The following is a 22424-nucleotide window of genomic DNA, read 5'->3' as shown; positions in this document are numbered from 1 at the left end:
AGGAAATGAGTAAATGGGGAGTTGGTAGTTCATGAAATGGTCTGAAATCAGTATCCATACTACAGCTGAGGCAGTGGAAGCAGTGTCCAATCTTTTTTATGAGATAGGAGCCAATGGGGTTGTGATTGAAGACCCAGAGGTACTGCATCGCGATTGGGATACCCCATTTGGTGAAATCTACCAGCTATCCCCGGATGATTTTCCGGCCGAGGGCGTATTCGTCAAGGCGTATCTGGCGGCAGACAGCAGTACGCTCGAAGATCTGCTGAATGAATTGAAGCAGCAGCTCGACGAGTTGACAGGTTATGGCCTGGATATCGGGAAGGGCACGATCGCCGTTAACGATGTCCACGAGGACGAGTGGGCCCACGCCTGGAAAAAGTATTACAAGCCGGTGCATGTTTCCGACCGGATGACGATCAAGCCGGTATGGGAAGAGTACCAGCAAAAGAGTCCCGATGAGGTCATCATTGAGATGGACCCGGGAATGGCTTTCGGGACAGGGACACACCCGACGACCATTCTCTGCCTGCGGGCATTGGAAAAATATTTGCAGCCGGGTGACCGCGTGTTTGACGTTGGGACCGGTACGGCTATTCTCAGTATCGCAGCGGTCAAGCTGGGAGCGGAGCATGTTTTGGCGATGGATCTCGACGAAGTGGCCGTCCGATCCGGCCAGGCCAATACGGAGCTGAACGGGGTCCACGAGAAAATCACCGTCAGACAAAACAACCTTCTGGAAGGTGTCGATGGACCGGTAGACCTCGTGGTAGCGAATATTTTGGCCGAGATCATCGTCCGCTTTACAGATGACGTCTACCGCGTGCTGAAGCCGGAGGGGACGTTTATCGCTTCAGGCATCATTGATGCCAAAGAGCAAGATGTTAAAAACGCGATGGTGGCGTCTGGTCTGGAGATCGTGGAAACCATTTTCATCGATGATTGGGTAGCCATTGCCGCAAAAAAAAGATAAAATAGTGAGGTTGGCGGGATGCAAAGATATTTTGTCGAGCCGCACCTCTTCTCTGAACAAGAGGTCACGATAACAGGCGATGACGTTCATCATATTGTACATGTGATGCGGGCAAAAAGCGGCGAAAAAATCGTCGTCAGCGACGGGGCGGGACGCTCTGCCATTGCCCGCATCGATTCCTTGTCCGGCAAGGAAGTGGTCGCAACGGTCGTGGAGCTTCTCAGCGAACAGCGGGAGCTTCCCGTACAGATCACGATTGGACAGGGGCTGCCAAAAGGTGAAAAGATGGAGTGGGTCCTGCAAAAGGGAACGGAAATGGGCGCGTTCGCTTTTTTTCCTTTTTCCTCGGAGCGGACCATCGTCAAGCTGGACGCCAAAAAAGAGGCGAATAAGCTGGACCGTTGGCGCAAGATTGTAAAGGAAGCGGCGGAGCAGTCGCACCGCTGCGTGTTGCCGGAGCTTCTGGCGCCTGTTTCTTTTCGTCGGATCATACAGGAATCATCCCGGTACACGCGAGCAGTGATTGCTTATGAAAAGGAAGGCGGCACGACGCTGCATCAAGTTTTGCCAGCTTTGCGCCCGGGAGATTCGCTGCTGATTCTGATCGGGCCGGAGGGAGGCTTCTCGCCGGAGGAAGTGGCAGCGGCCGAAGCTGCCGGAATCCGGCCTGTTTCCCTCGGCCCCCGTATTTTGCGGACGGAGACAGCTTGCCAATACGCACTGGCGGCCGCATCCTACCAGTTTGAGCAAAACGGCGGCCATTCTTAAAAAATTTCACAAGTTTACGGATAGAGAGTGAAAGGAGGATGTGCAATGTCTACGGTTGCTTTCCACACATTGGGATGCAAAGTGAACAGCTATGAGACGGAGGCGATCTGGCAGCTGTTTAAAAACAGCGGTTACGAACGGGTTGATTTTGAACAGGATGAGGCAGACGTTTACGTGATCAATACATGTACGGTTACCAACACTGGAGACAAGAAGAGCCGTCAGGTGATTCGCCGGGCGATCCGCCGCAATCCTGACGCGATCGTCGCTGTTACCGGTTGCTATGCGCAAACATCCCCGAGCGAGATTGCCCAAATTCCGGGAGTAGACATCATTGTCGGGACGCAAGGACGCGAGAAGCTGATCGAGTACGTGGATCAGATTCGCGCAGAACGCAAGCCGATCAACGCGGTGGCAAACATCATGAAAGCGCGTGAATTCGAGGAGTTGGACGTACCTAACTTTACGGACCGCACGCGCGCATCGCTGAAAATTCAGGAGGGCTGCAACAACTTTTGCACCTTCTGCATTATTCCGTGGGCCCGTGGCCTGATGCGCTCCCGCAAACCGGAAAGCGTCCTCGAACAGGCCAGACAGCTGGTGGCAGCCGGATATCTGGAGATCGTGCTGACAGGTATCCACACAGGCGGGTACGGGGAAGACCTGGAAGATTACAACCTGGCCAAGCTGCTTGTCGACCTGCATCAGGTAGAAGGCTTGAAACGCATCCGGATCAGTTCCATCGAGGCTAGTCAAATCACTGACGAAGTCATCGAGGTGATCAACAATTCTGACCGTGTCGTGCGCCATCTCCACGTGCCGCTTCAAGCAGGCGATGATGAGGTGTTGAAGCGGATGCGCCGCAAATACACGACGGCAGAGTTTTACGAAAAAATGGTCAAGGTTCGCGAGGCGCTGCCTGGCGTCGCTTTGACGACGGACGTAATCGTCGGCTTCCCCGGCGAGACGGACGAGCAGTTCCGTAACGGATACGAGTTTATTAAAAAAATCGGCTTTGCCGAGCTGCATGTGTTCCCGTACTCGATGCGGACAGGCACTCCTGCTGCCCGGATGACCGATCAAATTCCGGAAGAGATCAAGCATGAGCGAGTGACCCAGCTTCTGGAGCTGAACCGGCAGCTGACGCTTCAATACGCCAAGCAATTTGTCGGAGACGTCCTGGAGGTCATTCCCGAACGTCCATATAAAGAAGCTCCCGAAAGCGGCCTCTTGATGGGGTATTCAGACAACTATCTCAATCTCGTTTTCCCCGGCGACGAATCGATGATCGGCAAAATTTGCAAGGTACGGCTGGATGAAGCAGGTTCTGAATACTGCAAAGGCACGTTTGTGCGTGTTCTCGACACACCGATCCCGATGCAGTTGAAGGAACAGGTAGGATGAAGGAAGTCTCTGCTGGCGGCGTCGTCTACCAGGCAACGGACAGCAGCCTGCTGATCATGCTGATCGAAGATCGCTATGGGAAAGTAACACTCGCCAAAGGCAAGCAGGAATTAGGGGAAACGATTGAAGAAACAGCTCTCCGCGAGGTATTGGAGGAGACTGGGGTCAGAGGGCGTCTGGGAGAAAAGCTGGACATCATCTACTACGATTACCATCATCCTGTCACGGGAGAACTGGTCAATAAAGAGGTTCACTATTACCTGGTAGAAGCGTATTCTACCGAGATCGTTGTCCAGGAGGAAGAGATCAACGCCGTTCACTGGCACTCTCCGGAAGAAGCGTGGGCTCTGCAGCAAAAACGCGGGTACCGGAACAACGATAACGTGCTTCGTCTAGCTTTGCACCATTTCGGGATTGAGGTGTAGAACATGAAATTGAACAAGTTTATCGACCATACCCTGCTGAAGCCTGATGCAACCGCAGCGATGATTGACAAGCTGTGTGCAGAGGCAAAGGAGCATGATTTTGCTTCGGTTTGCGTGAACCCTTACTGGGTAAAACGCGCTGCCGGGCTGCTCGCAGGTACCGACGTCAAGGTATGTACGGTGATCGGCTTCCCGCTCGGGGCAAGCACGACAGCGGCCAAGGTGGCGGAGACCAGCGATGCGATTGCAGGCGGCGCGACGGAAGTAGACATGGTCCTCAATATCGGCGCACTCAAATCAGGTGATCTGGAGACCGTCAAGCAGGATGTGGCAGCCGTAAAGGAAGCTGCGGGCGCTGTCCCTCTGAAAGTGATCCTGGAAACGGGACTGTTGACCGATGAAGAAAAAGTAACGGCATGCAAACTGTGTGTCGAAGCAGGAGCAGATTACGTGAAGACTTCTACCGGTTTCGGTCCAGGCGGCGCGACCGTGGCCGACATCGCACTCATGCGGAAAACAGTCGGTAATAAGGTCGGTGTCAAAGCTTCCGGCGGAGTGCGTGATCGTGCTGCAGCACTTGCCATGATCGAAGCGGGAGCCACCCGAATCGGTGCAAGCTCCGGCATCGCCATCGTAAACGGTGAGGAAGCAGCGGGCAGCGGCTACTAAACATGGGAAAGCCTGACCGTATTTGGGTGGTCAGGCTTTTTCCCGTTTTTCCAAGGATAAAGTAAGAAAAGTCTGCTATCATCTTCTGTAGATTCTGCGATTTTCAAACGACGGTTCTGCCCGGCAAGGCATTTGCTTGAGCCGGGCGCAGTTGTTTGCCATAGAGAGAACAGATGAGGAGAGAGGAGAGCAAGTTTTCGTGAAGACCATGAAAGGCATTCTTCTGCTGCTCGCCTTCTATGGAATCGGAACAATGGCGAGCAAGTGGCTTCACATTCCGCTCCCGGGGAACCTGCTGGGAATGCTTGCACTGACGCTTGCCCTGGTCACCGGGATTGTCAAGCTGGAGTGGGTAGAAAAGGGAAGCCTGCTGCTGCTTCGCCATATGATGCTGTTTTTTGTGCCGATCCTGGTAGGAGTGACGCCCTTCCTGCAGACAATAGCGGAGAATCCGCTGCCGCTTATTTTGGCAATGGTACTGGGCCCCGCTTTGGTCATGGTGGCATCCGGCAAAGTGATTCAATGGTATTTGGATCGGAAACGGGAAAAGACAACTACTCCATCACAGGCAGAAGCAGAGAGGAGGTCTCTGGATGCTTAGCCCCTTGCTCGCCATTGTCGTAACGCTTGCGGCTTATAAGGTCGCGATGTCTGCGGCTGCCCGTTTTCGTTATATGCAGCCTGTACTGGTGGCATCGGTTTGCGCCTGGCTCATCTGGTGGGCCATCAATGGAGACTGGGAAGCGTACAGGCTGGGCGGAGACTGGATTTCCTTCTGGGTAGGCCCTGCAACCGTGGCGCTGGCTGTTCCTTTGGCCAAGCAAATACGCGAGTTTTCCCACATTTGGCGCGGTGTGCTGCTTGGAGTCGCAGCCGGTTGCGCGGTCGCCATCCTGACGGTGTTTGGATTAGGCTTTTTGTTTGGAACAGATGACTTGCTGACAAAAAGCATGCTGACCAAATCGGTAACGACGCCGATCGCGGTTGAACTGAGCAAAAACATCGGAGGAGTTCCCGCATTGGCCGCATTTTTTACGGCTCTGACCGGGATTGCCGGCATTGCTTTTGCACGACCCCTCCTCGCGCTTGTCGGGGTAAAGGATGACTGGGCGGTCGGCATTGCCGTCGGAACGAGTGCGCATGCGATTGGAACGGCCAGCCTGAACCGTGTATCGCAAGTCCAAACGGCTGCGTCCAGCATAGCGATGATCATGGCAGGAGTCGTCACGGCTATCTATTTAATCCCCTTCTCGCTGTGACCCGCAAGGAAAGCTCATGTTGTCCTTTTTTTGTCAGGCACGATCCACCTGATGAACGCGGCGATTTGACGGGTAAAGGGCAGGGCGGCAAGCGAGCAGATCACGTTGAAAATTGTCTGCGAGTGAGCGATTTGCATCGAAGGACTGTCCGTTAAAAATGCGCTGGCCAGGGCAAGCTGAGAAAGAAACGGCAAAAACAGGAGGGCTCCGGCAAGGTTGAACAGCGTGTGGCACCACGCCACCTGCCTGGACGCCGCATTCGTTCCGAAGCTGGCGATCACGGCGGTAAAGCACGTGCCGATGTTGGCTCCGAGCACAATGGCCAGGGCCGTTTCCATCGAAAGCATGTGGTGGGACATCAGCCCCATTGTGATCGCCGTAGTAGCCGAGCTGCTGTGGATCAACGCTGTAAAAATCGTGCCGGTTATCAAGCCGAGCCAGACAGAATGACTGCTTTCCAGAAACAAGGCGCGAAACGTATCGGATTGCTGCAGCGGCCCGGCCATAACCTGCATGGTGTCAATACCGAGAAAAATCAGGCCGAAGCCCGCGATGACAAGCCCGATACAGCGGGGGAGTCGGTGCGGGAGAAGCCACATGGCTACGCCTACCAAGAGCATCGGAACGGCAAATGACTCAAGGCGAAGGGCAATCAGTTCAGTCGTTACAGTCGTCCCCACGTTCGTTCCGAGGATGATTCCCACCGTCTGTGCAAAGCCAATCATGCCTGCGTGCGTGAGCCCGATAGTCAACACGGTCACCGCGCTGGAGCTTTGCAGGACAAAGGTGGAGAGAAGTCCCACCCAAAAGCTGTGCACGGGCGTACGGGTAAAACGGGCAAGCCAGTCAGCCATGCGCTTGCCCGCCAGATTCTGAAATCCGGTTCGCATGGCGTACATACCCAAGAGAAAAAAGCTCAGTCCAAACGTAAAGGGAGCGAGGACAGCACCGATCACAAGCGATCCTCCTTACCTGTCGGGTTATATATTACGCTATGCCTGTACCGAGACAAGCATGACAAGGAGGATCACTTTAGTGGCACAAGTAAAGCTTCATCAACATAGGAAAAAACGGCTGGAAGCGGGACATCCGTGGATTTTCCAGTCGGAGGTATTGGAGATTTCAGGAGAGGCAGCACCGGGTGGCATCGTGGAGGTGACCAACCACAAGGGGCACTTTTTGGCGAAAGGGTATATCAATCCCTCCTCGCAAATGATCGTCCGCATTCTCAGCTACGATCCGCAGGAGACCATCGACTATTCGTTTTTCCTGCGGCGAATCAGGGAGGCTGCCGAGTTTCGCGCCCGATTTGTGGATAACCCGCGGGCTTGCCGGGTAATTTACGGAGAAGCGGATTTTTTGCCCGGTTTGATTGTGGACCGCTACGGGGACATCCTGGTTGTCCAAATTCTCTCGCTCGGGATGGAAATGCGCCGGGATTGGATTCGCGATGCGCTGGTTGAGGTATTTTCGCCGACTGGCATTTACCTGCGAAATGATGTGCCCGTCCGTGAACTGGAGGGCCTCTCCCAAAGCAAAGAGGTCATGTATGGCGAATGTCCGCGTGAAGTCACCATTGAAGAAAATGGCTTAAAATATGTGGTCGATATTGTCGAAGGACAAAAAACGGGATTTTTCTACGACCAGCGGGAAAACCGGGCGGCCATCGCTCCCCTGATGAAGGGATGGGGACGGGCTCACGGGATTACGATGCAGGAAGTAGAGGTAGATGAGCAAACGATGCTCATACCGGTTGATCGCCGGGGGAAAATCGTCAAGAATCCGTTTTGGGATGGAGCAGAGGTGCTGGAGTGCTTTACCCATACCGGTTCGTTTACGCTAAACGCCTGCAAGCACGGTGCGAAAAAAGTGACGGCGCTGGATATTTCCGAGCACGCGATCGAGACGGCCAGACGGAATGTTGCGTTAAACGGGTTTTTGCATCGCGTCGATTTCGTGGTGGCCAATGCCTTCGACTATTTGCGGGAGAGCGTCGAAGCCAAGCGTTCATGGGACGTAGTGATTTTGGACCCGCCTGCTTTTGCCAAGTCCCGCGGAGCTGTGAAGGGAGCGTGCCGGGGGTACAAGGACATCAATTTGCATGGCATGAAGCTTGTACGCCCCGGAGGTTTTTTGGTAACAGCCTCGTGCTCCTATCACATGTCCCCCGAGCTCTTTTTGGAAACGATTCAAGAGGCGGCGGCCGATGCGAAGAAAATTTTGCGGCTGATTGAATGGCGGGGAGCGGGAAAAGACCATCCGCAAATCAGCGGTGCGGATGAAGCGCATTACTTGAAGTTCGCTATTTTTGAAGTGCGGGATCGAAAATAATCGTACGAGGCCATAAAAAAGAGCGGGATGGATATAGATTGCCCGCTCTTTTTGCTATGGAAACAAGGCGCTCATGAAGAAGAGGCTTGCTTTTCTAATATGAGTTCAAAATACATGGCAGCCCCATCCCCGCCTGTAGCCGGAGCGAAAATTTGCACCAATCTCGAGCCCTGTCTGGCGTGCTCAGCTACAATTGCCTGGTAATCCTGCTTGGGACGGCGCCTGAATGGGGACAACTCGACGCGGACAAACTTGTATTCAAACATGGACACGACCTCCCTGCGGCTATACCTTCTATCAGTCTATACGTAACTCTAGCCGGCAAAGTTGCAATGGGGGCCTACTCAGATGTCTGTCTTTCCGCCAATGCGCTCCTGAGCAGCTCCAAAGCTCGCTTCAAACCGAGCTCCCGGCCGAGCAGAACTTGTCCTTCTGCCGGGCTGGAAGCGCGAATCCCGCTGATATTCTCTATTTCATGTCCGAGCAGATGCTCCAGGATATATAGCTGCACCAGCCCGATTTCCCGTTCGCTGCGCCGGTCTCTTTCCTTGTATTTTTCAAGCGCCATGCTTTCCTCCACAAACTTGTCGATATCGTCCTGCAGAAAGCGGGTGGCTGTGCAAATGATTTTCTGAAACTCTTCTGTCTTGGAAGGGATCACTCGCATCACGTGTCCGACATGGGCCAGCAAAAAGCGATTCAGGACGATACTGTTTCGGGTGTATTCATTATGCAGCAGGGAGTACTCACCCAAAAACGAGCCGGTATCCCGGTTGTAGCTGTGGAGCAACGTGTACATGCGGCAGTAGTTGCAAAAGAGAAGATAATCCCTCATGGACATACCTCCCGTAAAGGATACTCCATGTCTGTTTGTTTACAGAATATGAGGGGCAATGCCAGCCGGTGCCATTTGACCTTACTTGTAATTGAGTGGGGGATTGTGTATGCTGGAGGATGGATTGGCCAGAGAAGTAGAAAGAGCCAGGGCATTTGCATACCATGGGAGAGAATGAGAGACGGGTAGGCTCTCTGCCCGCGCAGAGGCGAAAGGAGCAAGGGTTCATGGGGAACAAAATACGGCTTGGAATCATCTACGGAGGAAAGTCCTCGGAACATGAAGTTTCGCTGCGTACCGCCATGTCGATCATGAAGGCGGTCGATGCCGATAAATACGAGATCATGCCGGTCTATGTGCAGTTGGACGGCAGTTGGGTAAAAGGTGCGAAGCTGTCGGGACAATTGCCGGAAGCGGTCGATGCGCTGCGCTTGTCCGACGGAGGGATGCAAAACCGGGAAGGATCAGGGGAAGGGAAGCTGGTGCCCGCCACGCGGCCAGCATCGGTCTTTTCCATCGGCCAGGAAATTGACGTCATCTTTCCCGTTGTGCATGGACCAAATGGGGAGGACGGAACGATTCAAGGCTTGCTGGAGCTGGCAAACATCCCTTATGTGGGTGCGGGAGTCATGGCGTCTGCGGTAGGAATGGACAAATGGATGATGAAAAACGTCTTTGCCCAGGCTGGATTGCCTCAGGTGGAATATGTAGGCGTCCTGCGTTCCGAGTGGGAACAAAAGCGGGAAGAGACGATTGAATGGATCGAACAGAAGCTGGGTTATCCTTGTTTTGTCAAGCCGGCAAATATGGGCTCCAGCGTAGGGGTCAGCAAGGCGAAGGACCGCGAGCAGCTGATCGCGGCGATGAGCCTGGCGGCGAAATTCGACCGCCGTCTGATTGTGGAGCAGGCCGTGAAAGCGCGCGAACTGGAGATCGGGGTGCTCGGCAATGAGGAGCTCCTTACCTCTGTTGTCGGAGAAGTGATTGCTGCCAAGGAATTTTACGATTACGAAGCAAAATACAAGGGAGCGGGCACAGAGCTGCAAATACCGGCAGAGGTCCCCGCGCACGTCGCTGACCAGATGGCGGAAATGGCGAAAACGGCATTCCGTGCCTTGGACGGTTCGGGTTTATCGCGGGTTGACTTTTTTTGGGACGAAGCCAATGACCGTCTGTACATCAACGAGGTGAACACCATGCCTGGTTTTACGCCCTACAGCATGTATCCCATGCTTTTTCAGGAGTCCGGGATCGGTTACAGCGAGTTGATCGACCGATTGGTGACGCTCGGATTGGAGCGGCACGCGGACAAACAACGAAATATCGTGGATGCGGAAGAATTGGAGTAGCGTTTCAAACCAATTCCGTACAACGTTTGAAAAGAGCGCGAGAAGTCGCTCTTTTTTATTTTCCAAGTATCAAAAAAATACCCTAGCTATGCACAGAGCGGCGATTTCCCCCTCAGGGCGTTATGTTTACGGCGAAAAAATCGGCTTTTCCAAACAGGACCCGACCACTGCGTACCTGTACGATTTTCAGACGAAAAAACTGGTGAAGCTCCCGGGTTTCGCCAAATGGTCTCCAAACAAAAAAGCCCCATTCCGGGGCTTTTTGGCTTACTTCATCCCTTGGCGCTTTTCCACATCATCGAGCAGTGTCCACAGTTCCAGTCCGCGTGAAGCCTTGAACAAAAAGGCATGGGAGCTGTCACACAAGGAGGCCAGTAAATCTGCAGCCTCGTCCTTGGTCGAAAAGAAGCGCTTCTCCCCTTCGTATGCCTCGTAAAGGGGACGGGCGAGCTCTCCGATGGCTACGAGCAGCGAAAACCGTTCGCGGAGCTCGCTGGCGAATCGGCCTACCTGCGCATGCATCTCCGGGCTGTCCGGGCCAAGCTCGTACATCTCTCCCAAAACCAGTACTTTTTTCCGGTCCGGCAGGATGTCAGCAAAGGTAGATACGGCCGCTTCCATGGAGGTCGGACTGGCGTTGTAGGCATCGCTAATATAGACGGCACCAGTAACGGAGGCCCTTCGTTCGAAGCGCATGGCAGACAGCTTTACAGACGCCAAGGCCTGAACAATTTCTTCATCGGTCATGTTGAAATGGCGAGCGATAGCAACGGCAGGCAGCGCGTTCAAGACGTTGTGGCTGCCAAACAGGGGAAGGAATGCGGAAAAACGGTCGCCACCCTTAAAGCAGACATCAAATGCCATGCCGGTTTCTGTTGCCGTGACTCTCTCCGCCCAAATATCGGCGGGACCCTCGACTGAGTAGTAAAGGACTTTGCCAGGGTACAAATGGGCGATTTTACGCAAGTACTCATTATCGCCGTTCAACAGAACAAAGCCGTTGGGATTGGTATGAGGCAGCAGTTCCGCCTTGGCCAGAGCAATTTTCTCGTGTGAGCCAAAGAACTCCAGATGGGATTCACCAATGTATGTGATGATGCTGATATGAGGGGTTACGAGCGACGCGAGAGAATCGATCTCGCCCGCATGGTTCATCCCCAGCTCGAGTACGGCTGCCTGATGGCTGTCCTCCAGTTGCAGCAGGGAATACGGCACACCCAGATGGTTGTTCAGATTTTTATACGTTTTATAGATCGAGAGCTTGCTCTCCAGCACGTGCGAGACAATATCCTTTGTTGTCGTCTTTCCGATGCTGCCTGTAACAGCCACCATCGGTATGGGAAAGAGCTTGCGATAATTCTTGGCCAGCTTTTGATATGCGCGGAGCGTGTCGTTGACCAGGATCAGTCCAAAGCTTTCCGGGAGCTCTCTCGGGATCTTCTGCTGGTTGGAGATGATAGCGCCCTTGGCCCCTTTTTCAACGGCTTGCAGGAGGTAATCGTGTCCGTCTCGCACGCCCTGGATCGCTACAAACAGTGCGTCAGCGTCCAGTTGTCGCGTATCGAAATGAACAGAGGTCAAAGAGAGGGAGGGATCACCTGACAAAACCAGACCTTCTGCCATGACGGCGCTTTGTTCCAGTTTTATTGGCTTCATAGTAAACAATCTCCTTTTTCTGTGCATAACGTCCCCTTCAGCAGGGACCGAAACGCCTCGACATTTTTCCCCAAATCAACTGCTGCCGCCTACCGTCGATCACTCACAATTGCTCTCGTCAAGAGAATCATGGAATACAGTGAGTGAAGTAAGAGCGCTGTTGACCACGGATGGCATATGGAGAAATGAATGCAAAATATACCGGGGAAAACTACGAAGCCATGCTACCATTCCTGCCCTGACACCGCAAGGCTTTTTTGTCTGCAAAACCTCGCCCGTGGGTCACCAGGGCATTGCATTGCCCCGGCGAACTCAGCTATCATGATACTAGCTTCTAGATTGGCTAGCTATTAACAAATACATACAACTTCCGAAATGAGAATATGAACGAGATGGAGGAGATTTTCCTATGGAAAAAAGTATTTTTTCGCGTATTATGGATAAAGAGATTCCGGCCAAGTTTGAATATGAGGACGACAAAGTCATTGTCATTCACGATATCGCTCCCAAAGCGAAGGTTCATCTTCTGATCATCCCTAGAAAGCCGATTCCTACATTGATGGATGTGAAGAAAGAGGATCTGCCGCTGATCGCCCATATTCACAAGGTTGCGCAGCTTCTCGCGGAAAAATTGAACCTGGATGGATTCCGTCTTGTAAACAACTGCGGAAAATCAGGCGGGCAAGAGGTTTTCCATATTCACTATCACTTCATGGCAGGTTTTCAAGAATAAGTTGGAAAGAAAGGTTGACCTGCCTTGGTTTTCTGTCCTATAATGAAGTGTGACAGTCTGTTGGTAACAGGTGTCCCACGGTTTTAGCGGAGGGAGGGAAGACAGATGGCAGAAATTCGAGTCAAGAAAAACGAGTCTTTGGATAGCGCACTTCGCCGCTTCAAGCGTGAGAGCGCCAAATCTGGGGTGATGGCGGAACTGCGTAAACGTCGCCACTTTGAAAAGCCTAGCATTAAGCGCAAGAAAAAATCCGAAGCAGCTCGTAAGCGCAAGTATTAATTGACGGAGGGCCCATCATGAGTGTAATGGAGCGACTCAATCAAGATATGAAGCAAGCGATGAAGGACAAAGCTGCGCTAAAACTCTCTGTTATTCGCATGGTGAAAGCTGCGTTCCAGAACGAAGAGATTAACAAAGGTAGACAGTTGTCTGAAGACGAAGAGCTGACCATCTTGACCCGTGAGTTAAAACAGCGCCGTGAATCCCTCCATGAGTTTGAAAAAGGCGGCCGCATGGACTTGGCCGACAAAACACGAGAAGAAATTGAAGTGCTTTCAGCATATATGCCTGAACAACTGAGTGAAAACAAGGTTCGTGAGATCGTCCGGGAAGCGATTGCTTCCACCGGTGCCTCTTCCAAAAAGGAAATGGGCAAGGTAATGGGCGCCATCATGCCAAAAGTAAAGGGGAAAGCTGACGGTACGCTCGTGCAAAAGATAGTATCTGAGGAATTACCAACGTAAAAAAGGAACAACCTCATATAGATACGCCAGAAAAACTCAGTCTTTCGTTTGACTGGGTTTTTCTTTTACCAGAAGCAGGATGTTTTGCGAAAAAAAGCCGATCTTGTCAAAGTGCGCAGGAAAAATGAAACGATCAGAGATGTTTTCCGTATACCTAAATAGCTGATATATCAGGCACTGGAAGAAAGGAGGTATATGGATGCGTTCAATGAGGCATACGGTGAACCCTCTGCGGCTGTTACTGTCAGTCATTTGCATTGCTGTAGCAATACTGGGTTTTTCAGCCGGGCATTTTGCTGAGGCCAAAACCTATCACAAGGCTTACTGGGTCCCTGTGGAACATGAGATCGAACAAGGCTTGGGAAACTTCCTGAAAAGAGCGTTCGCCGAAGCGGAGAGCCAGCAGGCCGACCTGATTATCCTGCACATCAACACGCCGGGCGGCGAGATCGGGGCTGCCGATTCGATCGGGCAGCTGATCAGGCAATCGCCGATTCACGTGGTCGCCTACATCGACAATCAGGCTTTCTCCGCAGGAACCTATATCGCCCTGAATGCAAACGAGATTGTGATGACGCCCGGAAGCAGCATCGGAGCGGCCACTCCTATTGATATGGCGGGAAACGCGGCAGATATAAAGCTCATTTCCGGCTGGTCTGAAAAAATGGCGCAGGCCGCAGCACTGAATGGGCGTGATGAGAAAGTAGCCCGTGCGATGGTAGAGATCGATACCGAGTATCCCGGACTGAAAGGCAAGGGGACAGTCCTCTCGCTAGGGGCAGACCGGGCCAAAGAGCTCGGATATGCCGATCAGGTGGTGGCAAACAAGGCGGAACTGCTTGCGTACCTGGGTGTACAGACTGACAGCTTGCAGACGATCGAACCGACAGTGGGAGAGCGTGTCGCCCGTGTCGTTACAAGTCCGGTCGTCATGAGTCTGCTGCTGATTATCGGTCTGGTCGGAATCGTCGTTGAACTGTTTGCGCCGGGCTTTGGCGTGGCAGGGACGGTCTCGTTATGCGCCTTTGGACTTTACTTCTTCGGGCATTATGTAGCAGGTTTCGCCAACTGGCTGCATATCGGCCTGTTCGTCCTCGGCATTCTTCTGATGATCATGGAAATCTTTTTGCCGGGGGGCATCGTTGGAGCCATTGGCTTTATCAGCATCGTCACCGGTCTGATCATGGCGGCCTACGATACGCAGCAGGGGCTTGCGTCATTGGGAATTGCCGTTCTGGTCACTGCGATTGTCATGTTTATCCTCATCAAGAAGTACGGAATCAAAGGCTTGTTTAGCAAGTTTATTCTGGGAGAAGTGCAGCGAAATGAAGCAGGATATGTCGCCCCCAAGGACCAGCGCGACTTGCTGAACCAAACGGGCCTTGCGCTGACTCCGCTTCGCCCGTCCGGTGTCGTAAAGATCGACGGCAAACGGATAGATGCCGTAAGCGCAGGAGGATTTATCGCTGCTGGTACGAATATCATCGTGGTTCAAGTAGAGGGAGCGCGGGTAGTCGTTCAGGAAATCGATCAAAAGGAGTAGATTGTACATGTTGGAAAGCGGATTGATTCCCCTTATTTTTATGGTGGCGGTGGCAATTGTTGTCCTGTCCATCTTCTTCTCGTTCGTCCCGGTCATGCTGTGGGTGTCTGCCCTGGCGTCCGGCGTGCGCATCGGGATCATCACATTGGTGGCTATGCGTCTGCGCCGGGTAATTCCATCGCGGATCGTCAACCCGTTGATCAAAGCGAGAAAAGCAGGCCTTGAACTGGACACGAACCAGTTGGAAAGTCACTATCTCGCTGGCGGCAACGTAGACCGCGTTGTGGACGCCCTGGTAGCCGCGCAGCGGGCAGATATTCCGCTCGGCTTTGAACGGGCTGCCGCGATTGATTTGGCTGGCCGGGACGTGCTTCAAGCGGTACAGATGAGCGTCAATCCGAAAGTAATCGAAACGCCGATTGTCGCGGCGATGGCAAAAAACGGTATTGAGGTAAAAGCGAAAGCAAAGGTCACTGTCCGCGCCAATATCGACCGACTCGTCGGGGGGGCGGGCGAAGAAACGATCATCGCCCGCGTAGGCGAAGGGATTGTTACCACGATTGGTTCTTCCGAAGCGCATAAAGATGTTCTTGAGAATCCGGACAGAATCTCGCAAACGGTTTTGAACAAGGGTCTGGACGCAGGCACTGCCTTTGAAATCCTGTCCATCGACATTGCTGATGTAGATGTAGGGAAAAACATCGGCGCGCAGCTTCAAACCGATCAGGCAGAGGCGGACAAACGGATTGCCCAGGCAAAAGCCGAAGAGCGCCGCGCGATGGCTGTCGCTACCGAACAAGAAATGAAAGCCCGCGTAGAAGAGATGAAAGCAAAAGTAGTGGAAGCGGAAGCGCAGGTGCCGCTCGCTTTGTCCGAAGCTTTGAAAAGCGGCAAAATGGGCGTAATGGATTACTACAACCTGCAAAATATCTCAGCGGATACCCAGATGCGTCAATCGTTCGGTCATGCGGGTGACAGACAGAAACCGATCACCCCGGATGACAAGAAGTAGAGGCCGGGATCATGGACGATCTTATAGATCTGTTATTTGATCTGCTGGGTTGGGCAATTCCGCTGATCGGCAAGTTTTGGTTTGTCATACTCGGCTATCTGGGCTATAAGCTGTTTGGCTTGAAAGGGGATAAAAAGCGACAGCAAAAACCTTCGCCTCGGCCTGTGCTGACACCGGTGGAAAGTGGAGGCTGGCCATTGGAGCCGGAGCAGGAGGAAAGGCGGACAGTCACGCGGCTCGATTCACAACCTGAAGCGGCTCCTGTCATAGAGAGCAGCATGCAGACGGAAGGCTGGAGCGAGTCTGATCGACTGAAGTCGCAGCTGGAGACGGCAGCCGAGGCAGAACGTCCGCTGAGGGCAAAAGAGTCTGCTGGCGCTCCGTCCGTAACGCGAGAGGAAGAGAAGAGAGAGACGCTCGACCCGCGAGAAGGGATGAAGTGGGCGATGATTTACGGTCCTCCCCGGGCGCGTACCCCTCATCTTCCGGTGCGAAGGGGCTTGTAACCTTATTTGAGCCACAGGGCTATCCTGAAAGCAGAAAGTGCTGCTTGCAGGATAGCTTTTTCTTTTTCCCTTCACCGGTAGGCGTTGCTTCTTCCGTTTTTTGCTGTCGAAACATATCGAATAACTCTGCTTGTGTCGATTGAAGCCATCTCCTATTCTTAAAGAAAAGAGAAACTATTACAATATTTAGAAAAGACAAGGGGTAGAATGTGATGAATCCACAGGCATTGGAAGGGATGAGCCGATTTCGACAAAAAGTGATTCGGCTCGTGGTCTATGAAAAAAAGTCCGTCTATGAGACAGCGATCGCCTGCGGTTGTACGGTTGACAAAGTAAAGCGTGTATTGAAAAAGTGGAAAGCCGTCTCGCGCTCCCAAAAGTGCCCCGAGCAACCCGTTCATCAGGGTTGATGGATGAGCCTGCTCGCTCCCGACGCGGAGTGACGGGCTTTTTTTGTTTTCCGGCTGTCATGTTTTCGTGCCTGTGTTAACTCGTTTGCGAAATGAAGTTTTCTGCATGTTCCTCTCCCTATGCCGCATACGGTTATAAGAGAAGAAGTGCGGGAAAGATGCTCTGTTCTTGTTGAAGATTTACTTTCTCCATAGATGCGTCAGCGAAAGGGAGGGCTTACTCATGAGGCGATGGAGCCGCCGGTTGCGAAATCTGGCAGTAGGTGTGCTGGATTTACCGCAAGATGTGGTTCTCGAAGTCCCGCGCATCACGATGATTGGTCATCTGCAGATGTATATCGAAAACCACCGCGGAGTTCTCCACTTCAGTGAGAAGGAGCTCCGTTTGCTGTTAACCAACGGGCAATTGATTGTGACGGGCGAGCAACTGGTCATCCGCGCCATTTTACCGGAAGAAGTATTGTTGGAAGGCAGAATTGGCGGGGTGAAATTTCTCGAAAAGACATAGGGACGACTCGCAGGAAGGATGGGGGCCACCACCAAGCATGTGGTCTGCCATTCCCGGCGAGGATGAGGGTGAATACGGGAGGAAAGCGGGGACTATCATGCGCAATGGACTGCGGGAATGGATGAACGGGCATATCACAATTACGATCCGTGGCAAACGTTTTGAAAGGTTCCTCAACATGGCGGTAAGACAGGGGATACAAGTGTGGAACATCCGCAGGGTCGGATCAGAGGTGAGCAGCTGCGACATCCTGGTTCAGGATTACTTTCGCTTGCGGCCGCTTTTAAAGGAGACGGGCTGTCGCGTGCATGTACAAAAGAGGGAAGGATTTCCGTTTTGGCTGCTTCACTTGCGGAAAAAGGCCGGATTTATAACGGGTGTCGCTTTGTTTTTCTTCGGATTGTACATGCTCTCCTCATTCGTCTGGAACATAGAGGTAATGGGCACCAAAAAGCTGCATCCGGAAACGGTTATCAAGGCAGCGGCACAAGTGGGGGTTAAAGAAGGGGTTTGGAAGGTCAAACTAAAAGAACCGCAGGATATACAGCGGGAGATGATGCAGCTGATTCCGCAAGCCTCGTGGATTGGGGTAAGCATCCAGGGAACCAAGGCCATCATCCAGGTGGTCGAAAAGGAAGAGCAGGAGATACCGCCTCCGCTCAGTCCGCGCCATCTGGTGGCAAAGAAACGCGCTGTCATTCAGACCATTTTGCCCGAGGCCGGCAAAAAAACAGTGTCAGTCAACCAGGTCGTCAACAAAGGGCAAATCCTGATATCGGGGATCATCGGGAACGACCAGCGGCAAAAGGCAGTGGCAGCCAAGGGAACCGTAAAAGGAGAAGTCTGGTATATCAGCAATGTCTCCGTTCCGCTCTCCCGGACCCAATACCGCTACACGGGAGAAAAGCAGCAGCATCAATACTTGCTGGTCGGACCGTACGCGCTGCAAATCTGGCCGTGGCAGGTGGAGCCTTTTGCGCAAGCGGAGTCCTCCGAGAAAAGATACTCGCCATCGATAGCCGGATATGCGCTCCCGCTTGGCTGGAAGACCGTTACGCATGCGGAGGTGGAGCCGAAAGCATTGGAGCTGAGCCAGGAGGAGGCGGTGGCTTTGGCCAAACAGACAGCCCGCGAGGATATTTTGCGGAAAGCGGGAACGGAAGCGGTCATTCAAGACGAAAAAGTTTTGCACGTCAAGAGAGAGAATGGTAAAGTTTACTTGAGCATTCATTTTTCTGTCATCGAAGATATTGCTGAGGAACAGCCGATTGTGGCCTCGCCGCCCTCGCCTGATCCGGCTCCCTAACATATAGTTGATTACTGCTGCAAGGAGATGGAAGCCTGTTGCACGTACAAGAAGAGGTAAAAATCCCGTTTGCTGATGCATCTGAAGCATTGTTGTTGTTTGGCCCTCACGATGCCTATCTAAAACTCATTGAAGCAAAAACAGCCGCAAAAATCATTTCCCGAAGTGGTGAGGTCCTCATCGCCGGTGACAAGGCAGAGGTGGGTAAGCTGTCTCGCTTGTTTGACGTTTTGCTTCAGTTGATCCGCAGAGGCATCCCCCTTTCCGAGCGGGATGTATCGTATGCGCTGCAATTTCTCGAGAACGGAGAGGTTGAGCAGCTTCTCCACGTCTACGAGGAGGAAGTGGCCCGTACGCAAAAGGGAAAACTAATTCGCGCCAAGACACTGGGACAGCGCCATTATTTATCGGAGATCAAGCGGCATGACATCGTGTTTGGCATCGGTCCGGCGGGTACCGGAAAAACGTACCTGGCCGTCGTTATGGCTGTCAGCGCCCTGAAAAATGGACGAGTCAAACGGATCGTCCTGACCCGGCCCGCTGTAGAGGCAGGAGAGAGCCTTGGTTTTTTGCCGGGCGACTTGCAGGAAAAGGTTGATCCCTATCTGCGGCCGCTGTACGATGCGCTGTACGATATGCTGGGCGTGGAGCAAGTGGCAAAAATGATGGAGCGGGGATTAATCGAGGTGGCTCCTCTTGCGTATATGCGCGGCCGCACGCTGGAGGACAGCTTTGTCATTCTCGACGAGGCGCAGAACACCACTCCGGAGCAGATGAAAATGTTCTTGACCCGCCTTGGCTTTGGCTCCAAGATGGTCATTACGGGCGACGTGACGCAAATCGACCTGCCAAAGGGCAAAAAGTCCGGGCTGCGCGAGGCGGAGCGGATTCTCGGACCGATTCCGGATGTAGCCTTTATCCGCTTCCAGGAAGCGGATGTTGTACGGCATAGCCTGGTTCAAAAAATTATCGAGGCTTATGCCAAAGACGAAGCGGAACATAGCACCAGGTAAAGGAGACAAGCATTCGTGTTATCTGTAGAAGTTCTTCACGAAGAAATCGAACCGATCGGGGAACAGCTTGAGGCTCTCATCGTCCGCTGTCTGCAAACCGCAGCCGAACGGGAGGAAGTTAGCGGGGAAGTCGTGGTCACGCTGGTCGACAATGAGCGCATACATGAGCTGAACCGCGAGTACAGGAATGTCGATCGTCCGACGGATGTCCTGTCTTTCGCCATGAACGAGGCGGGAGAAGGAGAAATGGACATCTACATCGAGGAAGAAGAGTTCGACCAGTTTCCGAACATGCTCGGCGATATCGTCATTTCGCTGCCGAAAGCGGAAGAGCAAGCCCGCGATTACGGTCATTCTCTGGAGCGAGAGCTGGGCTTTTTGGCTGTTCATGGCTTTCTTCATCTGCTCGGGTACGACCATCAGAATGAGCAGGAAGAGAAAGAGATGTTTTCCCGCCAAGAGGAAGTATTGCAAAAAATTGGCCTGACGAGGTAGGCGATATACCTTGCGTGCATGGGGAAGCTTTATACGCAGCTTTTCGTACGCCTTTGCAGGAATTGCCCATACCGTGAAGACTCAGCGAAACATGCGCATTCATGTCGCGGCAGCAGTTTTGGCGCTGCTAATGGCGTGGTGGTTGGATATTTCCCGCAACGATGTTTTGCTGGTCTTTTTTACTATCGCGCTCGTCTTTTCGCTTGAACTGGTGAACACGGCGATCGAAGCGGCGGTGGATCTCGCTTCGCCGGACAGGCACCCGAAGGCAAAGGCAGCCAAGGATGCGGCAGCCGGAGCTGTACTGGTTGCAGCCGTGTTGTCGGTCCTCGTCGGATTGTTCGTTTTTGGACCTCCTCTTTGGCAAAAATTGTCCGCATGACTGCCAGCGTGAAAGGAGCATGACAACATGTGGCAACGGGTATTCGCAGGCTTCATGGTATTGCTTCCGTTGTTCGTAACCGTCTACTTGTTGCAATTGGTTTTTTTCATGGTGGATCGCACTGTCGGCGGCTGGCTGACAGAATTGATGCTGACAACCGGACTGGCCTCCAGACAAGGAGAGCTCGTCTGGTTTCTTGGCGTCCCGTTTCAGGGCCATATCCCGGTCATCGGGGTGTTGCTTTTGCTTTTGATCCTGCTGTTGATTGGCGGGATTGCGCGGACCCCGGTAGGCAGGTACGTCTTTGCGATGGTGGAGCGGCTGTTCGGGTTTATTCCGGTCGCCAGAGGCGTGTATTCTACTGTTCAGCAGGTGTCGCAAGCGCTCGTTCACGAACGCTCCAGCTTCAAGCAGGTGGTGCTGGTGGAATATCCGCGAAAAGGGGTGTACACGGTCGGATTTTTGACCGGGGAATCGCAAGGAGGGGCATTGCAGTTTACCGGCGAGGAATACGTAAACGTGTTCCTGCCCAAGTCGCCGAATCCGACCAATGGCTGGCTTGCCCTGGTTCCGCGAAATGAGGTAACATTTCTGGACATGTCCATCGAGGATGGGTTAAAATTTGTCATCTCCGGGGGTGTGGTTCCGCCGAAGGAGCAGCTCAAAGAGCCAGCCGCCTTGATTCAACCGAAGCAGTCGTAGTCGGTTTCAAATGCCGGAGTAAAAAGACATGCAGTGGAAATCTTAAGAAAAACGCCTCGGCGTTTTTCACAGAACAGAGAGTGATGAATATGGATAAACAAGCGCTTTTGGCGAAAGCAAAAGAAGCAAGACAGCTGGCCTATGTACCTTATTCCAAGTTTCCTGTAGGCGCGGCACTCCTCGCGGAAAGCGGCAAGGTATACCTCGGCTGCAATATCGAAAACGCGGCGTTTCCGCTCTGCAACTGCGCAGAAAGAACAGCCTTGTTCAAGGCTTTTTCCGAAGGAGACAAACGCTACCGGGCGATCGCAGTCGTAGCCGGCACGCCGGATGCCGTCTCGCCGTGCGGTGCCTGCCGCCAGGTCATGGCCGAACTGTGCCCGCCCGACATGCCGGTGATTCTCGCCAACCTGAATGGAGATATCCTGGAGACAACCGTATCCGCCCTGCTGCCAGGGGCGTTCACCAAGGAGGATTTACGTGGATAACCGCAAGACAAAATCATCGTTCAAATCGGGGTTTGTCTCCATCGTAGGCAGACCCAATGTCGGCAAATCGACGCTGCTCAATCATATTGTTGGCCAAAAAATTGCCATCATGTCAAACAAGCCGCAAACGACGCGCAATAAAATAACCGCCGTGTACACGACGGAAGAGGGCCAGATCATCTTTCTGGATACGCCGGGCATCCACAAGCCAAAATCAAAGCTTGGCGATTACATGGTCTCTGTGGCCGAAAACACCTTGAATGAAGTAGACCTGGTGCTCTTTGTCATCGACGCGGCTGAAAAACGCGGGGCTGGCGACGAGTACATCATCGATCGTCTCAAGCAGGTGAAGACGCCAGTCTTTTTGGTCATTAACAAAATCGACAAGGTTCATCCGGAAGCGCTTTTGCCGATTATCGACGAGTATCGGCAGCTGTACGATTTCAAAGCGATCATTCCGATCTCCGCGATGGAAGGGAATAATACAAGCTCCCTCGTTCAGGCGATTTTTGACGAAATGGAAGAAGGGCCGATGTTTTACCCGGCTGATCAGGTGACGGACCACCCTGAGCGATTCGTTATGGCTGAATTGATTCGGGAAAAAGTGCTCCACCTGACGCGAGAGGAGATACCGCATTCCATCGCCGTCACCATCGAAGAGGTAAAGCGGGGAGAAAACGGAAAGACGCTGTACATCTATGCGGCGATCTATGTGGAACGGGATTCGCAGAAAGGCATTCTGATCGGCGAAAAGGGCAAGATGCTCAAGGAAATCGGCAAGCGCGCACGGATGGATATTGAGCGGCTGATGGGCGATAAGGTGTTTTTGGAATTGTGGATCAAGGTCAAAAAGGATTGGCGCAATCAGGAGAGAATGCTCCGCAACTTCGGATTCTACAACGAGGAGTAAAACG

At 52.9% G+C, this 22424-nt stretch carries 28 protein-coding genes; 24 read left to right on the top strand and 4 right to left on the bottom strand.

The annotated features are described in order from the left end of the window. Positions 1–31 precede the first annotated feature (31 nt). The 7 genes from prmA (at position 32) to Q3F21_RS22470 (ending at position 5498) form a co-directional block, all read left to right on the top strand. Positions 32–973, top strand: coding sequence for a 50S ribosomal protein L11 methyltransferase (gene prmA / locus Q3F21_RS22500; protein WP_340258063.1), 942 nt, complete (start codon positions 32–34; stop codon positions 971–973). Positions 974–991: 18 nt separating this feature from the next. After that, on the top strand, positions 992–1741 hold the full coding sequence (locus Q3F21_RS22495) for a 16S rRNA (uracil(1498)-N(3))-methyltransferase (protein WP_340258061.1): 750 nt from the start codon (positions 992–994) through the stop codon (positions 1739–1741). Between the two features lie 45 nt (positions 1742–1786). Next, a complete protein-coding gene (mtaB, locus tag Q3F21_RS22490) occupies positions 1787–3145 on the top strand; it encodes a tRNA (N(6)-L-threonylcarbamoyladenosine(37)-C(2))-methylthiotransferase MtaB (protein ID WP_340258059.1) in 1359 nt (452 codons plus the stop codon). After that, positions 3142–3570: an NUDIX hydrolase gene (locus Q3F21_RS22485; RefSeq protein WP_340258057.1), complete on the top strand. Its 429-nt coding sequence runs from the start codon at positions 3142–3144 to the stop codon at positions 3568–3570. The genes mtaB and Q3F21_RS22485 overlap by 4 nt, the downstream gene beginning before the upstream one ends. A 3-nt stretch (positions 3571–3573) precedes the next feature. Then, positions 3574–4239 carry a deoxyribose-phosphate aldolase gene (gene deoC, locus Q3F21_RS22480; protein WP_340258055.1) on the top strand — a complete coding sequence of 222 codons (666 nt, stop codon included), beginning with the start codon at positions 3574–3576 and terminating at the stop codon, positions 4237–4239. A gap of 208 nt (positions 4240–4447) precedes the next feature. After that, entirely contained in the window at positions 4448–4840 is a 393-nt protein-coding gene (locus Q3F21_RS22475) for a CidA/LrgA family protein (protein WP_340258079.1), read from the top strand. Further along, positions 4833–5498 (top strand): LrgB family protein, encoded by a 666-nt coding sequence (locus tag Q3F21_RS22470; protein ID WP_340258053.1) that lies wholly within the window; start codon positions 4833–4835, stop codon positions 5496–5498. Before Q3F21_RS22475 ends, Q3F21_RS22470 begins: the two co-directional genes overlap by 8 nt. Positions 5499–5512: 14 nt before the next feature. Here the strand turns inward: Q3F21_RS22470 and Q3F21_RS22465 are convergent, their stop codons facing one another. Next, positions 5513–6454, bottom strand: coding sequence for a Na/Pi symporter (locus Q3F21_RS22465; protein WP_340258051.1), 942 nt, complete (start codon positions 6452–6454; stop codon positions 5513–5515). A gap of 79 nt (positions 6455–6533) precedes the next feature. On the opposite strand from Q3F21_RS22465, the gene Q3F21_RS22460 reads away from it, so the two are divergent. After that, complete coding sequence (locus Q3F21_RS22460; protein ID WP_340258048.1) at positions 6534–7829, top strand: class I SAM-dependent rRNA methyltransferase; 1296 nt, start codon at positions 6534–6536, stop codon at positions 7827–7829. Positions 7830–7900: 71 nt separating this feature from the next. Here the strand turns inward: Q3F21_RS22460 and Q3F21_RS22455 are convergent, their stop codons facing one another. Continuing rightward, entirely contained in the window at positions 7901–8095 is a 195-nt protein-coding gene (locus tag Q3F21_RS22455; RefSeq protein WP_340258046.1) for a DUF4177 domain-containing protein, read from the bottom strand. 74 nt (positions 8096–8169) lie between these two features. Then, positions 8170–8664: a hypothetical protein gene (locus Q3F21_RS22450; protein ID WP_340258044.1), complete on the bottom strand. Its 495-nt coding sequence runs from the start codon at positions 8662–8664 to the stop codon at positions 8170–8172. Between the two features lie 227 nt (positions 8665–8891). Between Q3F21_RS22450 and Q3F21_RS22445 the strand changes: the two genes are divergently transcribed. Further along, complete coding sequence (locus Q3F21_RS22445; RefSeq protein ID WP_340258042.1) at positions 8892–10013, top strand: D-alanine--D-alanine ligase; 1122 nt, start codon at positions 8892–8894, stop codon at positions 10011–10013. 267 nt (positions 10014–10280) lie between these two features. On the opposite strand, the gene Q3F21_RS22440 is transcribed toward Q3F21_RS22445, so the two are convergent. Beyond that, positions 10281–11669 (bottom strand): UDP-N-acetylmuramoyl-tripeptide--D-alanyl-D-alanine ligase, encoded by a 1389-nt coding sequence (locus Q3F21_RS22440; RefSeq protein WP_340258040.1) that lies wholly within the window; start codon positions 11667–11669, stop codon positions 10281–10283. Between the two features lie 409 nt (positions 11670–12078). On the opposite strand from Q3F21_RS22440, the gene Q3F21_RS22435 reads away from it, so the two are divergent. From Q3F21_RS22435 to era, 15 genes are all read left to right on the top strand, one after another. Continuing rightward, positions 12079–12402 (top strand): histidine triad nucleotide-binding protein, encoded by a 324-nt coding sequence (locus tag Q3F21_RS22435; RefSeq protein ID WP_340258038.1) that lies wholly within the window; start codon positions 12079–12081, stop codon positions 12400–12402. Positions 12403–12507: 105 nt separating this feature from the next. Continuing rightward, the gene (gene rpsU / locus Q3F21_RS22430) at positions 12508–12681 is read left to right on the top strand and encodes a 30S ribosomal protein S21 (protein WP_003390641.1); all 174 of its coding nucleotides are present in this window, start codon (positions 12508–12510) and stop codon (positions 12679–12681) included. Between the two features lie 17 nt (positions 12682–12698). Continuing rightward, a complete protein-coding gene (locus Q3F21_RS22425) occupies positions 12699–13145 on the top strand; it encodes a GatB/YqeY domain-containing protein (RefSeq protein WP_340258035.1) in 447 nt (148 codons plus the stop codon). Between the two features lie 199 nt (positions 13146–13344). After that, positions 13345–14688, top strand: coding sequence for an NfeD family protein (locus Q3F21_RS22420; protein ID WP_340258033.1), 1344 nt, complete (start codon positions 13345–13347; stop codon positions 14686–14688). A 7-nt stretch (positions 14689–14695) separates the two neighbouring features. Continuing rightward, entirely contained in the window at positions 14696–15700 is a 1005-nt protein-coding gene (floA, locus tag Q3F21_RS22415; protein WP_340258031.1) for a flotillin-like protein FloA, read from the top strand. Positions 15701–15711: 11 nt separating this feature from the next. Next, positions 15712–16206 carry a hypothetical protein gene (locus Q3F21_RS22410; RefSeq protein WP_340258029.1) on the top strand — a complete coding sequence of 165 codons (495 nt, stop codon included), beginning with the start codon at positions 15712–15714 and terminating at the stop codon, positions 16204–16206. Positions 16207–16418: 212 nt separating this feature from the next. Continuing rightward, positions 16419–16616 (top strand): sigma-70 family RNA polymerase sigma factor, encoded by a 198-nt coding sequence (locus Q3F21_RS22405; RefSeq protein WP_340258027.1) that lies wholly within the window; start codon positions 16419–16421, stop codon positions 16614–16616. A gap of 223 nt (positions 16617–16839) precedes the next feature. Then, positions 16840–17124: a sporulation protein YqfC gene (gene yqfC / locus Q3F21_RS22400; RefSeq protein ID WP_003390630.1), complete on the top strand. Its 285-nt coding sequence runs from the start codon at positions 16840–16842 to the stop codon at positions 17122–17124. A 97-nt stretch (positions 17125–17221) separates the two neighbouring features. After that, complete coding sequence (yqfD, locus tag Q3F21_RS22395) at positions 17222–18430, top strand: sporulation protein YqfD (protein ID WP_340258077.1); 1209 nt, start codon at positions 17222–17224, stop codon at positions 18428–18430. Positions 18431–18468: 38 nt separating this feature from the next. Continuing rightward, on the top strand, positions 18469–19443 hold the full coding sequence (locus Q3F21_RS22390) for a PhoH family protein (RefSeq protein WP_340258024.1): 975 nt from the start codon (positions 18469–18471) through the stop codon (positions 19441–19443). A gap of 15 nt (positions 19444–19458) precedes the next feature. Then, a complete protein-coding gene (gene ybeY / locus Q3F21_RS22385; RefSeq protein WP_340258022.1) occupies positions 19459–19938 on the top strand; it encodes an rRNA maturation RNase YbeY in 480 nt (159 codons plus the stop codon). 10 nt (positions 19939–19948) lie between these two features. After that, entirely contained in the window at positions 19949–20320 is a 372-nt protein-coding gene (locus Q3F21_RS22380; RefSeq protein ID WP_340258020.1) for a diacylglycerol kinase family protein, read from the top strand. Positions 20321–20347: 27 nt separating this feature from the next. Continuing rightward, entirely contained in the window at positions 20348–21022 is a 675-nt protein-coding gene (locus Q3F21_RS22375) for a DUF502 domain-containing protein (RefSeq protein ID WP_340258018.1), read from the top strand. Continuing rightward, on the top strand, positions 20908–21510 hold the full coding sequence (locus Q3F21_RS22370; RefSeq protein WP_340258075.1) for a cytidine deaminase: 603 nt from the start codon (positions 20908–20910) through the stop codon (positions 21508–21510). Before Q3F21_RS22375 ends, Q3F21_RS22370 begins: the two co-directional genes overlap by 115 nt. Then, complete coding sequence (gene era, locus Q3F21_RS22365) at positions 21503–22420, top strand: GTPase Era (protein WP_340258016.1); 918 nt, start codon at positions 21503–21505, stop codon at positions 22418–22420. Before Q3F21_RS22370 ends, era begins: the two co-directional genes overlap by 8 nt. Positions 22421–22424: the final 4 nt, after the last annotated feature.

The organism is Brevibacillus borstelensis (assembly GCF_037834415.1).
In the GTDB taxonomy this organism is placed as follows: domain Bacteria; phylum Bacillota; class Bacilli; order Brevibacillales; family Brevibacillaceae; genus Brevibacillus; species Brevibacillus borstelensis_A.
This window is presented reverse-complemented; position numbering and strand designations above follow the sequence as displayed.

What these genes read in the sequence shown, in the direction of transcription:
- prmA (WP_340258063.1), top strand. Translation starts at nt 32, where the DNA reads ATGAAATGGTCTGAAATCAGTATCCATACTACAGCTGAGGCAGTGGAA.
- Q3F21_RS22495 (WP_340258061.1), top strand. Translation starts at nt 992, where the DNA reads ATGCAAAGATATTTTGTCGAGCCGCACCTCTTCTCTGAACAAGAGGTC.
- mtaB (WP_340258059.1), top strand. Translation starts at nt 1,787, where the DNA reads ATGTCTACGGTTGCTTTCCACACATTGGGATGCAAAGTGAACAGCTAT.
- Q3F21_RS22485 (WP_340258057.1), top strand. Translation starts at nt 3,142, where the DNA reads ATGAAGGAAGTCTCTGCTGGCGGCGTCGTCTACCAGGCAACGGACAGC.
- deoC (WP_340258055.1), top strand. Translation starts at nt 3,574, where the DNA reads ATGAAATTGAACAAGTTTATCGACCATACCCTGCTGAAGCCTGATGCA.
- Q3F21_RS22475 (WP_340258079.1), top strand. Translation starts at nt 4,448, where the DNA reads ATGAAAGGCATTCTTCTGCTGCTCGCCTTCTATGGAATCGGAACAATG.
- Q3F21_RS22470 (WP_340258053.1), top strand. Translation starts at nt 4,833, where the DNA reads ATGCTTAGCCCCTTGCTCGCCATTGTCGTAACGCTTGCGGCTTATAAG.
- Q3F21_RS22455 (WP_340258046.1), bottom strand. Translation starts at nt 8,095, where the DNA reads ATGTTTGAATACAAGTTTGTCCGCGTCGAGTTGTCCCCATTCAGGCGC.
- Q3F21_RS22450 (WP_340258044.1), bottom strand. Translation starts at nt 8,664, where the DNA reads ATGAGGGATTATCTTCTCTTTTGCAACTACTGCCGCATGTACACGTTG.
- Q3F21_RS22445 (WP_340258042.1), top strand. Translation starts at nt 8,892, where the DNA reads ATGGGGAACAAAATACGGCTTGGAATCATCTACGGAGGAAAGTCCTCG.
- Q3F21_RS22440 (WP_340258040.1), bottom strand. Translation starts at nt 11,669, where the DNA reads ATGAAGCCAATAAAACTGGAACAAAGCGCCGTCATGGCAGAAGGTCTG.
- Q3F21_RS22435 (WP_340258038.1), top strand. Translation starts at nt 12,079, where the DNA reads ATGGAAAAAAGTATTTTTTCGCGTATTATGGATAAAGAGATTCCGGCC.
- rpsU (WP_003390641.1), top strand. Translation starts at nt 12,508, where the DNA reads ATGGCAGAAATTCGAGTCAAGAAAAACGAGTCTTTGGATAGCGCACTT.
- Q3F21_RS22425 (WP_340258035.1), top strand. Translation starts at nt 12,699, where the DNA reads ATGAGTGTAATGGAGCGACTCAATCAAGATATGAAGCAAGCGATGAAG.
- Q3F21_RS22420 (WP_340258033.1), top strand. Translation starts at nt 13,345, where the DNA reads ATGCGTTCAATGAGGCATACGGTGAACCCTCTGCGGCTGTTACTGTCA.
- floA (WP_340258031.1), top strand. Translation starts at nt 14,696, where the DNA reads ATGTTGGAAAGCGGATTGATTCCCCTTATTTTTATGGTGGCGGTGGCA.
- Q3F21_RS22410 (WP_340258029.1), top strand. Translation starts at nt 15,712, where the DNA reads ATGGACGATCTTATAGATCTGTTATTTGATCTGCTGGGTTGGGCAATT.
- Q3F21_RS22405 (WP_340258027.1), top strand. Translation starts at nt 16,419, where the DNA reads ATGAATCCACAGGCATTGGAAGGGATGAGCCGATTTCGACAAAAAGTG.
- yqfC (WP_003390630.1), top strand. Translation starts at nt 16,840, where the DNA reads ATGAGGCGATGGAGCCGCCGGTTGCGAAATCTGGCAGTAGGTGTGCTG.
- yqfD (WP_340258077.1), top strand. Translation starts at nt 17,222, where the DNA reads ATGCGCAATGGACTGCGGGAATGGATGAACGGGCATATCACAATTACG.
- Q3F21_RS22375 (WP_340258018.1), top strand. Translation starts at nt 20,348, where the DNA reads ATGTGGCAACGGGTATTCGCAGGCTTCATGGTATTGCTTCCGTTGTTC.